This is a genomic window from Bifidobacterium sp. W8112, assembly GCF_016101425.1.
Classification (GTDB): Bacteria; Actinomycetota; Actinomycetes; order Actinomycetales; family Bifidobacteriaceae; genus Bombiscardovia; species Bombiscardovia apousia.
Window position 1 is genome coordinate 292107 of the sequence record NZ_JACFQN010000001.1, and the last position, 15101, is coordinate 307207.

General features: G+C 64.0%; 8 protein-coding genes. 5 read left to right on the top strand and 3 right to left on the bottom strand.

Annotated features, from left to right (window positions below; all coding sequences use genetic code 11):
• The first annotated feature begins 66 nt into the window (after positions 1–66).
• From H3T92_RS01170 to H3T92_RS01185, 4 genes are all read left to right on the top strand, one after another.
• On the top strand, positions 67–1554 hold the full coding sequence (locus H3T92_RS01170; protein ID WP_144085783.1) for a dihydrolipoyl dehydrogenase family protein: 1488 nt from the start codon (positions 67–69) through the stop codon (positions 1552–1554).
• 48 nt (positions 1555–1602) lie between these two features.
• The gene (locus H3T92_RS01175; protein WP_144085782.1) at positions 1603–2337 is read left to right on the top strand and encodes a DUF4191 domain-containing protein; all 735 of its coding nucleotides are present in this window, start codon (positions 1603–1605) and stop codon (positions 2335–2337) included.
• A gap of 143 nt (positions 2338–2480) precedes the next feature.
• The gene (gene glnA / locus H3T92_RS01180) at positions 2481–3917 is read left to right on the top strand and encodes a type I glutamate--ammonia ligase (RefSeq protein WP_144085781.1); all 1437 of its coding nucleotides are present in this window, start codon (positions 2481–2483) and stop codon (positions 3915–3917) included.
• A 202-nt stretch (positions 3918–4119) separates the two neighbouring features.
• Positions 4120–5466 carry an MFS transporter gene (locus tag H3T92_RS01185; RefSeq protein ID WP_186279419.1) on the top strand — a complete coding sequence of 449 codons (1347 nt, stop codon included), beginning with the start codon at positions 4120–4122 and terminating at the stop codon, positions 5464–5466.
• A gap of 44 nt (positions 5467–5510) precedes the next feature.
• Here the strand turns inward: H3T92_RS01185 and H3T92_RS01190 are convergent, their stop codons facing one another.
• The 3 genes from H3T92_RS01190 to H3T92_RS01200 form a co-directional block, all read right to left on the bottom strand.
• A complete protein-coding gene (locus H3T92_RS01190; RefSeq protein WP_144085779.1) occupies positions 5511–6707 on the bottom strand; it encodes an Mrp/NBP35 family ATP-binding protein in 1197 nt (398 codons plus the stop codon).
• A 69-nt stretch (positions 6708–6776) separates the two neighbouring features.
• Positions 6777–9365 (bottom strand): NAD-dependent DNA ligase LigA, encoded by a 2589-nt coding sequence (ligA, locus tag H3T92_RS01195; protein WP_198189259.1) that lies wholly within the window; start codon positions 9363–9365, stop codon positions 6777–6779.
• Entirely contained in the window at positions 9358–12789 is a 3432-nt protein-coding gene (locus H3T92_RS01200; protein WP_232341817.1) for a tetratricopeptide repeat protein, read from the bottom strand. The genes ligA and H3T92_RS01200 overlap by 8 nt, the downstream gene beginning before the upstream one ends.
• Before the next feature lie 53 nt (positions 12790–12842).
• Between H3T92_RS01200 and H3T92_RS01205 the strand changes: the two genes are divergently transcribed.
• On the top strand, positions 12843–15098 hold the full coding sequence (locus H3T92_RS01205; RefSeq protein WP_186279418.1) for a hypothetical protein: 2256 nt from the start codon (positions 12843–12845) through the stop codon (positions 15096–15098).
• Positions 15099–15101: the final 3 nt, after the last annotated feature.

Here is a 15101-nt window from a genome sequence, read left to right on the forward strand (position 1 = left end):
TGCACTCACTCCGCATTGTGCGAATGCTCTTCATTCTCCCAGCCGGTACGGCTAGCATGGATTGTTATGCAGCAATCGATCAACCAAGCCGGCACAGAGTCTCTTGACCCATGGGACGCCGACAGCCGCCAGTACGACACCATCATTATCGGATCCGGCCCAGGCGGGTATGCCACAGCCCTGCGCACGGCAGAGCTGGGCGGACGGGTGGCCCTGGTCGAGCAGGACCCTGTGGTCGGCGGCGTCTGCCTGAACCGCGGATGCATCCCCACCAAGGCCCTGCTGACAGCCACCCAGGTTCTCGAACAGGCTGATCTCGGGGCCGCCATGGGCATCAATATCGGGTCGGCCAGCATCGACTACCATAAGCTCCAGGATTATCAGGACCGGATGGTGGACGCCATGACCGGCGGCCTGTCCAGCCTGCTGAAGCAGCGTGGCATCACCGTGGTGCACGGCCACGGCACCATCGTCGGCGACGGCCTGGTGGAAGTGACCGACGATGACGGCAATCGAACCCGGCTGACCACCTGCGACACCATCCTGGCCACCGGGTCACACGCCAGGCCCTTGGAGGAGCTCCCCTTCGATGATCTGGTCATCGACACCGACCGGGCGCTGACCCTCAAGCCCTTTCCCCGCCGGGCGCTGATTATCGGCTCAGGTGCGGTGGCCCTGGAATTCGCCACCATTTGGAACCAAGCCGGCTGCCAGGTGACCCTGCTGGTCAGACGGGACCGGGTGCTCTCCCACTGGGGTCGACGGACCGGCCAGATCATGACCCGGGAGCTGGAGCGTCAGGGAATTCAGATCATCACCCATGCCCGCTGCTCGGGCGGACACCGTCTGCCCGCAGATGGAGGCATGCAGGTCGACTACCAGCCGACCGACGACAAGGGCCAGGCGGGAGCGCTCGAGACCGATCTGGTTCTGGTGGCCATCGGCAGGGATCCCAATACCAACCCCCAGCATATGAAGGAGCTGGGCATCGACCTGGACGAGCAAGGTCAGGTCCTGACCGACTCCCAAGGGCGCACCAGCCGCGACCGGGTTTGGGCCCTGGGCGACATCACCCCTGGTCACCATCTGGCCCACAGGGCCTTCCAGCAGGGCATCACCCTGGCCGATGCCGCCTCTGGTCTGGATCCTGAACCTGTCAATGAGGCCACCATCCCCCGCGTGGTCTTCTCCTCCCCCCAGGCCGCAGCTGTGGGCTTCAGCCGGCAGGAGGCCGAGGACGATCCATCGCTGAACCAGGTCAAGGAGACCATCTACCCCATGATGGCCAACTCGCGCATGCGCATGAGCGGCCTGCAGGGCACCCTCAGCCTGATCACCGCCTGCCAAGCCACCGATCTGGAGAATCAGATAGTCGTCGGCCTGGAGATGGTCTCCCCACAGGCCTCTGAGAATATTGCCGAGGCCCAGCAGCTGGTGGGCAACCAGATCCCCCTGCACCGGGCGGCCGGGCTCATCCACCCCCATCCCACCTTCTCGGAAGCCATTGGAGAGGCCCTGCTCAAGGCTGACGGCAGACCCCTGAACATGCGTTAGGCATGCGGTAGACTGGTCAACCAGTGAACGTTTCCGAGTGAGGATGGCATGGCTACAGAGGACAGCAAGGGCAAAAAAGCAAAAAAGAAGAACAGCACGATCAGTCAGATCGTCAAGATCTACCAATTCACTTACGCAGAGGACAAGGCGCTTCCCTGGCTGCTGACTGCGGCCATTCTGGTGCCCACACTGATAGCGGTGGTGATCTGCCTGCTGGCCCACTTCAGCTGGCTGTCCTGGATCCTGACCGTGCTTCTGGGCATCATGGTCGGCCTGCTCCTGGCTACCATGACCCTGACCAGGCGCTCAGACAGGGTCGGCTACGCCAAGATGGAGGGCCGTCCAGGCGCTGCCGCCGCCGTGCTGAGCAGCATCTCCAAGGCAGGCTTCTCCTTCCCCCAGGAACCCGTCTGGATCGATGCCAAAACCAAAGATGCCGTCTGGAGGGGCACCGGCCGCACCGGGGTCTACCTGATCGCCGAAGGCGACTACAACCGCGTCAACAAGGCCATGAACCGCGAGGAGGAAAAGATCCGCCGCATCACCCGTGGATCAGCCATCCCCATCTACCGGATCAGCGTGGGCCACGGACCCGACCAGGTTCCGCTCAACAAACTTCAGCGAACCGTGATCAAGAAGAAAGTCAAGCTGACCGCCACCGAGCTGGAGACCCTGAACGACCGGCTGGTCACCCTGCAAAAGCGGCAGAGCGCCCTGGGGATGCCCAAGGGCATCGATCCGACCAAGATACACGTCAGCCGCAAGGCCATGCGCGGGCGCTGATGTTTCAAGGTCCCGGCATCTTCCACCAGGAAGGCGCCGGGACCTTCGCATGAAACACCCCCGTAACCTCAGCGGCGCATTGCCGAAAAAACCGGTCCCCTAGACTGGGTGACCGTTACGGTTTCCACGAAAGGAGCAGTTCAGTGAGCGAACTGAAGTCAAAGGCCGATTGTGAAGCTCTGATCAACCAGGAGGGCGTGGAATATGTCTCAGTCAGGTTCACGGACCTGATCGGGGTCCAGCAGCACTTCACCGTGCCCGCCAGCGAATTCCTCAAGGACGCCTTCACGGACGGCATGGCCTTCGACGGCTCCTCCGTCCAAGGCTTCCAAGCCATCAACGAATCGGATATGAAGCTGATTCCGGATCCAGAGACTGCTTACCTGGATCCCTTCCGCCGCCATCGCACCCTGAATGTGGCCTTCTCCATTGTTGACCCGGTGACCGATGAGCCCTACTCGCGCGACCCCCGGCAGATTGCCGCCAAGGCGGAGGCCTACCTGCGCTCCACCGGCATCGCCGACACGGCATCCTTCGCCCCCGAGGCCGAGTTCTTCATCTTCGACAAGGTCCGCTTCGAGAACAGCATGCAGCGCTCCTTCTACGAGGTCGATTCCATCGAGGCTCCTTGGAACTCGGGCGTCGACATCGAGGAGGACGGCTCCGACAACATCGGCTTCAAGAACCGGGTCAAGAAGGGCTACTTCCCTGTACCGCCCATCGACCACTACCAGGATCTGCGCGACGACATGGTGGCCAACCTGCAGAAGGTGGGCCTGATTCTGGAGCGCTCCCATCACGAGGTGGGCGGCGCCGGCCAGCAGGAGATCAACTATCGCTTCAACACCCTGCTGCATGCAGGCGACGACCTGATGAAGTACAAGTACGTGGTCCACGAGACCGCCGCCCTGGCCGGCAAGGCTGCCACCTTCATGCCCAAGCCCATCGCCGGGGACAACGGGACCGGCATGCACTGCCATCAGTCCCTCTGGAAGGATGGCAAGCCCCTCTTCTATGACGAGAACGGCTACGGCGGACTCTCCGACATCGCCCGCTGGTATGTGGGCGGCCTGATCGAGCATGCTTCGTCCGTCCTGGCCTTCACCAACCCCTCCACCAACTCCTACAAGCGGCTGGTGCCCGGCTACGAGGCCCCGGTCAACCTGGTCTACTCCGCCCGGAACCGTTCGGCGGCCATCCGCATCCCCCTGGCAGGCACCTCACCAGCTGCCAAGCGGATCGAGTTCCGTGCCCCCGACCCCTCCTGCAACCCCTTCCTGGCCTTCTCGGCCCAGCTGATGGCAGGACTGGACGGCATTCTCAACCACACCGAGCCCCCGGCCCCTATCGACAAGGATCTCTATGAGCTGCCCCCGGAGGAGCACGCCCAGATCAAGCAGGTGCCCGGCTCCCTGGAGGAGGCCCTGAACGCCTTGGAGGAGGATCACGACTTCCTGAGCGAGGGCGACGTCTTCACCGACGATCTGATCCAGACCTGGCTGGACTTGAAGCGCGGTGAACTGGACCAGACCCGTCTGGCCCCCACCCCCCTGGAGTATGAGCTCTACTTCCACATCTGAGTTCGCCTGATGACTGAGGCTGGCTGACCGGCCAGGTCACATGTGGCCCGATCCTTCCTGCAGAAGGGTCGGGCCTCTTTGCGTCGTCAGGACTATCGGCATCCACCCATTGACGGCAACACGCCAGCACCGGCATCCCGGCAGGCGGTCAGGCCAGAATGAGGAGAGGTTTGAAAAACGGATCCGATGGAGGTGGAGACCGATGCGCTGGCTGCGCGAATTCATGGAGTTGCCCGTCTATCTGCGAGCCATGCTCATCGTGGACCTCATGTGCAACTTCGGCATCGGCCTGGTCATGCCCATCGAGCTGCTCTTCGCCACCCATTCCCTGGGTGCCACCATGAGCGAGGCCGCCCTCCTGGTGACCATCAGTTCAGCAGGGTCCCTGATCTCCAACCCCATCATCGGCTGGGTCTCAGACCGGCGCTCCTCCTGGCTGGCTATGCATACGGCCATGATCTTCTCGGTCATCGGCCCCCTGATCTTCACCGTGGCCCACGACTACCGGGCAGCAGTGGCGGGAGCCTTCGTCTCAGGCTTGGGGATGGGCATGCAGACCTCCTGGGCCAGTATTCTGACACAGATCTCCACCAGGGAGCAGCATCGGATTGTCTATGGAATCAATCAGGCCGAGCTCAACCTGGGCATAGGCCTCGGTGCAGCCGTGGGCGGCCTGCTGGCTGCGGGAGGTCAGGACTTCCTCTATCGGATTGGCTTCGGCGGCAGGGCACTGGGATTCGCCTTGCTTAGCCTGTCCCTGCTGGTCATCGAACGACACTGGCAGCTGCGCCGCCTGACAGCTGAGCTCAAGGCCCAGGCAGAGCGGGAGGTCGTCCAGGAATCCGCAGGGGCAACCCAAGCCCTGAAAGCCAGCCAGAAAGACGGCACAGCAAGCATGGCCGTCAACGGCACCTTCGGCGGACGCACCAGCTCCCTGACCAGGGTGCTGGCCTCAATGGCCCTGCTGACCATGGGAACCTTCTTCATGGACCTGTTCGGCTACTCCCAGTTCGACGCCGGCCTGGTCACCACCCTGATCTCCGATCCGCACATTCCCCGCTGGTCCCTGTCAGTGGTGGACGTGGTCAACACCTTCTCGGTGGTGATCATGAACATCGTGCTGCTGCCCCGGCTCAAGGACGCCAACCATGTGCGCCTGCTGCGCACCGTGCCGGTCTTCTGGGCTGCGGCCTGGGTGATCATCGTCCTGGGCCTGCGCCTGGATTCCACCCCCGGCGCCCTGAGCGTGGCCTCCCTGGGCATCACCATCTTCGGGCTGGGCGAGGTCATGATGGGCATCTCCCAGCCGGTTGTGGCCGCCGAACTGGCCGGTCCATCCTTCAGCGGACGCATGTTCGGCCTGCTCAACACGGCCGCCTCCCTGGGCTACATCGTGGGACCCATGTTCGCCTCCTACATCCTGGCCGGACATGAGGTCATTCCCTTCCTGGCCATGTGCGCCATCGGCCTGGTCGTGCTGGCAGTCCCCTGGTTCCTGGCCATCCCCTCGCGGCAGAACACCAGCCAGCAGAGCCCGGCTGCCCTTTAGCCTCAGAGAAGGCACCGCGTCGGATTGCTACCCTTGTTTAAGAGTCAGTCTTCGCCGGCCGCCCGACGAGCATCGCCTGGCTCCGAACCTTCCATCAGGGTCTTGGCCAGATCTACGAATCTCTTGGTCAGCGGCGAATCATCCAGGGAGCCATCCGGTCTGAGCACGGCCGGCCGACCGGACTCCCCCGACTCGCGCAGGTCGGTCTGCAGGGGCAGCTGTTCCAGCAGGGGCACTTGGTATCCCAGATCCCGGGTCAGCTGGTCAGCCACCCGCTGGCCGCCTCCCTGGCCGAAAATGCGCAGTCGCTCACCATTGTGCTCGTACCAGGACATGTTCTCGATTACACCCTGGACCTTGGTGGGCAGTTGGAGGGCCACCAGCCCTGAACGCACGGCCACCTGCGAGGCCGATGGCTGGGGGGTGGTCACCACAATCAGCCGGCTGTTGGGCAGGGCCTGGGCCACCGAGAGGGCCATGTCCCCGGTGCCAGGAGCCAGATCCAGCAGGAGCACGTCGGGGTCCCCCCACCAGACATCGGAGAGGAACTGTTCCAGCGAGCGCTGCAGGCGAGGACCTCTCCAGAGGATGGCCCGGTCCGACCCGGCGAACATGCCGATGGAGATCAGCTTGACCCCCCAGGCGGTCACCGGCATCAGCATGCCGTGCAAGTTGGTAGGCCGGCTGTGTACGCCGAAGAGCCCAGGCAGGGAGAATCCATAGATGTCCGCGTCAATGGCGGCCGTGTCATAGCCCAGGGCAGCCAGCGTGGCCGCCAGGTTGACGGTCACCGAGGACTTGCCCACGCCCCCCTTGCCCGAGGCGATGGCAAAGATGCGGGTGCCCACGCCTGGTTTGGAGAATGGGTTGCTGCGCCGGGCGGCCTTGAGGTCGGCCACCAGGTTGTCCAGCTTCTCCCGGCTCATGGAGGAGACATCGATATGCGGGCGCAGCCGGGCTCGCGGGTAGGAGGTCACGGTCCCGTTGATCTGGTTGGTGATGGTGGTCGACAGCGGGCATCCCTTGATGGTCAGCTCCACCCGCACGGTCACCTCGTAGTCGGCCTGGGCATCCCTGGCCGGCTCGACAATGATGTCGGTGATCATGCCCAGATCGGTGATGGACCGCCCCAGCTCTGGATCGATGACCCTGCTGAGCCGCTCATAGACCTCCCCCTTGATTCTTCGAGGCAGCTCCTCCAGATTCCGGGTCCCTTCCTTGCGATGCTCTACTTGTTCCATGCCGTCACCATATCGCGCCCAGCCATCGGCTGCTAGGGCGCGGCTGGTCGGATATTGCGAATGTCACAATCAGCCTTGGGCCGGGCTGGGGTCGCCAGTGTCAAGCAGGCGATGGAAAGCCGCCTCGTCCAGGATAGGCAGGCCCAGACTCTCAGCCTTGTCGGCTTTGGAGCCCGGGTTGGCACCGACCACCACATAGGTGGTCTTCTTGCTGACGGACCCTGAGGCCTTGCCGCCGCGCTCCACGATGGCCTCCTTGGCAGAGTCCCTGGAGAAGTCCTCCAAGCTGCCGGTGACCACCACGGTCATGCCTTTCAGGGTCTGGGGCTTGGTGCTGCGTTCGACGTGGGCGCCCACTCCGGCGGCCTGCCAGGCATCCAGGATGCGACCGCGCCAGTCACCGAGCTGTCGGGCGCCCTGGAACCAGTCGTGGATGGAGTGCGCAATCTCGGGGCCCACCCCGTCCAGCTCGGACAGGTCCTCTACGCTGGCCTCCTCCACGGCCTTGAGTGACGGGAATCGGGTGGCGATGGCCCGAGCCGAGGTCGGTCCCAGGTGCCGAATGGACAAGGCGACCAAGACCCTCCACAGGTCGGCATGCTTGGCCTTGTCGATCTCTTCAAGCATCTGCAGGGTGTTCCTGGAGGGTTGGGCGTCGGCACTGTCCAGTGCGGCCTCCTGGATCTGGGTCTCATGACTGTTCATGGCCCGCTCGCCTTGTCCAGCCTGGGCGCCCTTGGGCAGATTATAGAAGGCCGGCACCCGGTACCAGAGGCCGCTGCCGCCAGTCCTGCGCTTGGTTGCGGCACGCCCCTGCCGGCCTTCGACCTCCACCTGCTCCATCAGAGGAACCTCACGCCAGACATAGACCTGACGCAGATCCTCCACCTTCAGGTCGAAGAGTCCTGCCTCGCTGGTCAGGACCGGATCCTGACGTGGCGGAAGCTTCAGGTCCGGATCCGGCTGGTAGGGGGCTGCCTGGCCGCCCTGGTCAACCAGAACCTCACGCAGGCCGGGCGCGTAGACCTCAACGGAATCAGGCCGGTTCTCATCGGGGTTGGTCAGGGCTATGGCGCTCTGCTCCCCCAGATGCTCGATGTCCAGGGCCTTTCGCGAGGCCATATGGATGATCCGCTCGGTCAGCTGGGCCGGGCAGGACTCCACGTTGGGGCAGCGGATGTCCACATCGCCCTCCTTGGCCGGAGCCAGACGGGCGCCACAGCTGGGGCAGGTCTCGGGCATGACGAAGGGTCTCAGCTCCTTCTCGCGCCCCTTCCTGGCCTCGACGACCGGTCCGACCAGCTCGGGGATCACATCGCCCGCCTTGCGGACCACGACCGTGTCCCCGATCAGAATGCCCTTGCGCTTGACCTCAGAGGCGTTGTGGAGGGTGGTTCTGGAGACCGTGGACCCGGCCACGGTGACCGGGGTGAGCACAGCCACCGGGGTGATCCGCCCGGTCCTGCCCACCTGGACGGTGATGTCCAGAAGCCGGGTATTGACCTCTTCCGGGGGGTACTTGTAGGCCACGGCCCAGCGGGGGGCACGGGAGGTGGCCCCCAGCCTGCGTTGAAGATCCCGGTCCTGCAGCTTGACCACGATGCCGTCCAGGGCGTGCTCGATGTCATTGCGGTGCTGGCCGTAATAGTCGATCATGTCCAGGATCTGGTCGAAGGAGGTGACGACCCGGTTGTGGGGGGAGACCGGAATCCCCCACTGCTTGTAGAGGTCGTAGGCCTGGGACTGGTCGATGACCTCGTCGTGTGTCCCCTTGGGATGGGCCGGGCCCCACCTCAGGGAGCCCAGGCCATGGGCGTAGAAGCTCAGACGACGGCTGGCTGTAATGCGCGGATCCTTCTGCCGAAGAGACCCGGCGGCGGCGTTGCGGGGGTTGGCAAAGGGCGCCTTGCCCTCCTTCTCCTGCTGCTCATTGAGAGCGTTGAAGTCGTCGAACCGCATGAAGACCTCGCCGCGGACCTCCACGAACTCAGGGATGTCGCGGGCCGGGCCGGACAGGTTCTGCGGAATGCTTGGGATGGTCCGGACGTTCAGGGTGATATCCTCCCCGGTCACCCCGTCCCCCCTGGTCAGCCCCTGCTCCAGCACCCCGTTGCGATAGAGAAGGTTGAGGGCCAGGCCGTCGATCTTGACCTCGCTGGTCATGGGCAGGGCCTTGTCCTGCGGCCAGTCAAGCTCGCTGCGCAGCCCCTCATACCACTGGCGCAGCTCAGCGACGCTGAAGACATCATCCAGGCTGAGCATCTGGGAGGGGTGGCGGACCGAGGCGAAGTCGTTGGAGAAGGTCCCTCCGACCCGGTGCGTCGGCGACTGGGGGGTGTCCAGGCTGGGGAAGCGGGACTCCAGCTCCTGCAGGCAACGCATCCTGGCATCGTAGGCCGCGTCGGAGGAGACCGGAGCATCGTCTATGTAATAGGCGACCTGGTCGGACTCCACCCAGGCGGCCAGCCTGGACCAGAGACGCTGGGCCTGTTGGGCTCCCAGGGAGTCAAGATCCAGCTCCCCCAGCCGCATGGCATCGGCATCGTCGGGCTGAAGGGAGGCTATCCATCGGTCAGTGCCCGGCCTGGGCCTGGACTGGGCATTCCCGTCCTCATCACTGGTTTGCTGATTATCTTCCTGAGCTGTTTTGTCATGCATTGAGCGACCTCATGAACTGTGCCTGTACCACATCAACACCTTCATTATCGTCGTCGTTCATCCTGGCGGCCGCCATTGACAGGGTCCGGGCCGGGACAAAGAGCCCGCCGTCCACACAGATGCGCGCAGCCTGGCGCACTATGGAGGCCACCTCGGTATGAGGCCAGACCGGCAGGCCATGTTCGGCCAGCACCCGACGGGCCTGCCGGTGGTCTTCGGGCAGGACCACGCACTGGGAGCGGGCCCTGGCCTGCAGCTCGGCCAGCTCGGTCTTGAGGGCCGGTATCCGGTCGGGACTGATATGCTCGCTCATCAAATAGGCCGCAGCAGCCACGTCGAACTCGTCGCGCATCCATGAAGCATAGGCCAGACGGTAGTAGGCGAAGGAGGCATCGTCCCGGTCCAGGGCCACCCGCAGAGCGTTCAGGGTGGCGGCCCGGGCCGAATCCCAGTCCTCCCGGTTGGCCAGCATGACCGCCAGCTTCAGGTGGGAGAGCGGGTAGGCGGGCGCATAGGCCACCATGGCGTTCAGATGCTTGAGGGCTGCCTGGTCCTCCTTGAGCTGGGCCAGCAGGTCGGCTATCTCAAGGTGGGCGTAGAAGAGGTTGTCAGGAATGAGCAGGGTCCGCTCCCCCGGGGTGGCGAAGAGGCGGTTGTAGACCACCCGCTCGGCGTAGGAGTTGAAGTAGCGGGGCACCTGGCCCTCGGCCGCAAAGACGGCATCCATATGGGCGATGGCATCCTGCTCAACCTGTATGCCCTGGGCCGCGCCGCCGGAAAAGAGCAGATCGCGGGCTTTGACGCGCTCCTTGTCCAGCTGGGAGGACAGGGAGAAGTCAAAGTCGGGAACAGGGGTGCCGTCGATCATGGCGCTGGCAACCTGAGGGGCCAGCTGTTCCAGCTCCGGGTCGCCGATGCTCTGGATGATGCCTGTGGCCTCCTGGGCCTTGGCTGCCGAAGTCATGGTCCGGTCCGAGGCCAGCTGATGGAAGCCGCCTACAGCCCTCTGCAGCAGGTCGGCCCGCTGGATGGACAGGTCCACGGCCTTATGCGCGCCCAGGGCCTGGGCTGACTTGTCGGCAAAGGTCACCTCGGAAAACTCGGGCTCCTCCTGGCTGCCATGGGGGCTGAAGTGGTCATCGCGCATGTCGAACACAGCCTCAGTGGGCTTGAGCCCTCCCTGGGAATCCACCTGCATGGCCGCGTCGAAGAAGCGGTAGATGGCACGTGGATCCTTCAGACCTTGTGAACGGATGCGGGAGAGGAAGAGTTCCCTGCTGAAGACCACCGAGACCAGGGTTCGGATGGTCGGATTGCTCTGCAGGGCACTCAGTGGATTCTGGGATGCGTCGTCCTCGGTCTGGTCTGTGGAGGCATCATCATTGGAGATATCCCCGTTCGAGGCTCCATCGGTGGCAGACTCGTCCTTGTCGGATCCATTGGCTGACGACGGCGCTGCAAAGGCTGCAGAGTCAAGGTCCACGCCTTGCATGAGATCCTTGAACTCGCGGTCCACGGATTCCTTTTCACCCTGATCCTCGGCCTTGTCTTCCTCTTCGTCCTGTCCTTGCTCAGGAGCCATCCGGGAGGCGATGGGCTTGGTGGGATCGCCGTGTACGTCGCCATCCTTGGGATCAGCCTTGGACCCAGTGGGAGCCACCTCACCCGAACGCATGCGTTCAAAGGCCTCCAAAGCCTGTCCCATCATGGTCCTGATGGCCGAGTTCTGCTGGTCGACAGCCTCTTCCAGACCGATGGAGTCGATCTGCAGGCTGACCTCGCGCACAGCTGGATCCGCACCGAAGGCCAGTGCGGCCATCATCAGTCCAACGCGCAAGTTGTAATCAGCGCTCATGGCGGAACGTTCGCCCTCGTCCAGGTCCCGCCAGGCCCGTGACTTGTCCTCGTAGCGGCTGGAGGGCATCATGGTGCGCCCTGCCGCAGTGAAGGCCAGAGCCACCTGCCCCTGGGCCAGATTGGACCTGAACTCCACATCAAAACGGAAGGGCAGCCGCAGGGATCGCATGAGCATGGCCAGCGTCTGCCGGTAGACCCACTCGGATTGCACGGGCTCCTGACCCTGGCCGTCCGCCCGCACCGGCAGCGCCTGGGGAGCCTGTTGACGCACCATGACAGCGGTGGCTGCGGCCTTGTCGACCATGGCGTTGATGGCGGTCCGCCCGTCGTCCTCCAGCGGGTCGAAGCGAATCGGATAGTCACCCGGGCGCAGCAGGGCGACAATGGCAGGATCGTCCAAGAGGGCCTGGTCCAGCCGGGTAGCCTGGACGCGGTTGATCGAGTCCTCGGTGGGCAGCGTCCCCAGGCGAGCATTGCGCTCCAGCCAGGCGCTGACAGCGGCAAACCTGTTCAGATTGCCTTCGATGCGCAGGGCCGCCAAGGCGGCGGTGAACTCCAGTCCGTTATCCCAGCTCAGGAAGTAGGCGCCGGAGTAGGAGGAAGCATACAGATGCAGGGGCTCCGCCCCGTGAACGGCCTCCAAACCCGAGACGGGCGACAGGGCCCCGGCCTCACGCATCAGGTCGGCGAACAGATCCTCCAGCCCGGAGACCCGCTGCCCATGGGAGCGTGCCTGGATCATGTCGCCCACGCTGCGTCGGATAGCTCCCATCGGTGCCTCCCGGTTGAGCCGGTAGAAGATGTTGCCCGAGCCGAACCCAGTGAAGGTCCCCTGGATGCGCGGCAGCAGGTAGGCAGCGAAGAAGGCGATGGCCACAGCATCCCGATACTCCAGGTCCAGACGCATCTCCGGAGGCAGCAGGGGCCGCAGCTGCTCCAGGCAATAGCGGCCATTGGATCGCAGCCAGGAGGCCAACCAGCGCAGGTGGCCGGCATCGTCACGACCTACTACAGCACCCTGCAGGGCGCGCACCGGTCCCGAACCCTGTTCTGGATTAAGGCCCAGCCGACGACCGTCGGCCAAGGTCACCTCCTCCTCCCGGCCCAGCAGGAAGGCAGGCTCCATGTTCTGCAAGTCCATCCGGCTCTGCTCGCCAATGAAAACCCGGCCATGGTCGTCAGCCAGAGCGATCTGGGCAAAGTGACGGCGATCGGTGAAGATTCCCAATGCGAAGCCCCGGCCAGGGGCATCGGGCCACTGGACCCAGCCCAGCGTCAGCCCCTCGGGCACGCCCTGCAGGCGGGGAAAAAGCCGGCGCTTGACAGCAATACCTAAAATACGGCTGTGAGAGGCCAGGAATTCGCGCATCTGCCGATCATCCGGATGGCCTCCCGTCCGGTTGATCAGATCGACCATGTCGGCCACCGAAGAATCCAGGGGACGATCCCCGCGACCCCCTGTGGTCGGCCGAGAGGAGCCCACCAATCCCTCCAGTGCGGAAAGAATGGAACGGCCCAGGCCGGACAGATCCCCGAGCCCCCGGGACTTCTTCGCGTTCTTGGACATACTTTTGATTCTCCCAATCCAGCGCGACATGTCGCCGTTAGAATAAAACCGTGATGACTCTGCCAGCCCTGCGACGACCCACCCCGGCCAGGGGCACGACCGTCCGGCTGCTGGTAGCGCTTGTTGTTGTGCTCATCCTCGAACTGGGAGTATTCAACCTGGCCCATTGGCAGTCGCTGATGGGCTCCAGGTCAAACTCTCCGGCACGGACGACGGGCGATGCCCACTCCCCACCAGGCCGGCTGGGACCAGGGCTGTCCCCTCTGCCAGGCGGGGGCCTGAAAATCACCGATCCGGCTGGCGCTTGGATGGATGTCCCTGTCGCCGATGGACGGGCCTCCTTTCTTCAGGCCCATCTGGCAGAAGACATCGAGGGTTCATTCCTGTCGCAGATCCATGTACGTCTGGACCTGCGCCTGGCCGGCGACAAGGGATGGACCCAGGGCACCCGAGGGCTGGTCTGCCCCGGTCAGGCCCGCAGCCACTACCTGCGCATACGAGGGAAACCCAGCGGCGCCCGGATCCAGTCCCTGCGCCTGTGGATACAGGAACCCGCCGGATCCCGGCTGGAGCTGACCGGTATGACCCCGGCCAAGGTAGTCCCCCTGGATCTCAACCTGGCACGGATACTGATGCTGGCCTGTCTGGCGGCGCTGATCCTGGGCTACCTGCCCGGCTCGATCCTCTGGCGGACCCGGCTGGATACGGGCTCAGCGAGCCAGCGCCTGGTCCTGGCCCTGATTCTGGCCCCACTGGCAGCCTGGTCCTGCTGGAACATCCAACATGATCTGTCCACCTTCACCCCCATGGCCTACCACCAGCCGCATGCCTACGTCTACGACTTCAACCAGTACGATCACGTAGCCCAGGCCCTTCTTCATGGACGCCCCTGGCTGGATCTGGGCCAGGCGCCAGGTCTGGCCAAGGCAGCCAACCCCTATGACATAGCCACCCGCAACGCACTGCTGGCCCAGGACCAGCAACCCATATATTGGGACTATGTCTACCGGGGCGGCCACTGGTACTCCTACTTCGGTGTCCTGCCGGTGCTGCTGCTCTTCCTGCCCTACCGAGTGATCACCGGCCTGGCGCATCCAGGCGGCTATGCCCTTCCCACCAGTTCGGCTGCAGCCCTGCTGGTTGCGGCGGCCACCATCATGACGACTCTGGCCACCATCCGCCTGCTGGCCCGCTGGTTCCCTCGGGTCAACTTGGCCGTGGTCGGCATGGCCCTGATAACCATGCTGGGAGGATCCGGCATGGTCTACCTCTGGTGCCGCCGCAATTTCTATACGATTCCGTTCGATGCCTCCTTGCTGGCCGTGATGACCGGACTCTGGCTCTGGATGGGGGCCAGACGGGTCCAGCAACAGTCTGCGGACGCTGGTGAACATCCGAGTCATCGGTCAACACGTATGTGGACCGTAGAAGACGGGGACCACTCCTGGCATCTGTCCCGAACCCGGCTCTTTTGGGGATCGCTGTCAATGGCTGCCACCCTGGGTTGCCGACCCACCTTCCTGGCCGCCGGTCTGTTGGCACTACCCCTGTTTGCCCAGGAAATACAGGCAGTATTCAGTACCCTGTTCACACGTGGCAGCCATCCTGACGACCTGTCCCGGGGGCGGGCGCTGTCCCTGCTGATCTGCGGCTTCTTGCCGGTCCTCCTGGTGGCCGCTCCCCTGCTCTGGTACAACCGCTGGCGATTCGGATCCCTGCTGGACTTCGGCAACCGGTATCAAATGACCGTCCTGGACCTGACCAACTATCATCCCGGCACCCAGGGCCTGCTTCAGATCTTTGGCTACTACCTGTTGCAGCCGTTGACCAGTCTGCCCCTCTTCCCCTACCTGCAATTCTCCCCGGCTCCCATGCGGATCTGGCACTTCACCGAACCTGGCCTGGGCGGGCTCCTGGTCACCTCCCCGGTACTCTTGCTGGCCATGGCCCTTGTCGCCCTGCCTCGAGTGCGAAACTATCTGCACCGCCGGGGATGGATGCCCGCCTTGATCCTGGTCCTGGCCCTGGCGGTCCTGGTCATGGCCGCAGACTCCTATATTGGCGGATTCTCAGTGCGCTATACCATCGATTTCGCTTGGCTGATCTGCCTGGCCGCCGTGGTGGTCATGGCCGCTGCATCCGCAACATACGAAGACGGCCGCTCCACAGTGGGAGTGGCCGTCATGAGCCTGCTGACACTGGCCTGCCTGGCTGGTCTGATCCTGACATTTGTCAACGCCATGGTCCTGCTGGAGCACTTCGACTCCAGCCAGGCCATGAACGTGGCCGTCTGGTTCCTAGGACCCTGAACC

Excerpts from the sequence above, each read along its gene's own strand:
- H3T92_RS01185 (WP_186279419.1), top strand. The coding sequence starts at position 4,120 with ATGCGCTGGCTGCGCGAATTCATGGAGTTGCCCGTCTATCTGCGAGCC.
- ligA (WP_198189259.1), bottom strand. The coding sequence starts at position 9,365 with ATGCATGACAAAACAGCTCAGGAAGATAATCAGCAAACCAGTGATGAG.
- H3T92_RS01170 (WP_144085783.1), top strand. The coding sequence starts at position 67 with ATGCAGCAATCGATCAACCAAGCCGGCACAGAGTCTCTTGACCCATGG.
- H3T92_RS01200 (WP_232341817.1), bottom strand. The coding sequence starts at position 12,789 with ATGTCCAAGAACGCGAAGAAGTCCCGGGGGCTCGGGGATCTGTCCGGC.
- H3T92_RS01190 (WP_144085779.1), bottom strand. The coding sequence starts at position 6,707 with ATGGAACAAGTAGAGCATCGCAAGGAAGGGACCCGGAATCTGGAGGAG.
- H3T92_RS01205 (WP_186279418.1), top strand. The coding sequence starts at position 12,843 with ATGACTCTGCCAGCCCTGCGACGACCCACCCCGGCCAGGGGCACGACC.
- H3T92_RS01175 (WP_144085782.1), top strand. The coding sequence starts at position 1,603 with ATGGCTACAGAGGACAGCAAGGGCAAAAAAGCAAAAAAGAAGAACAGC.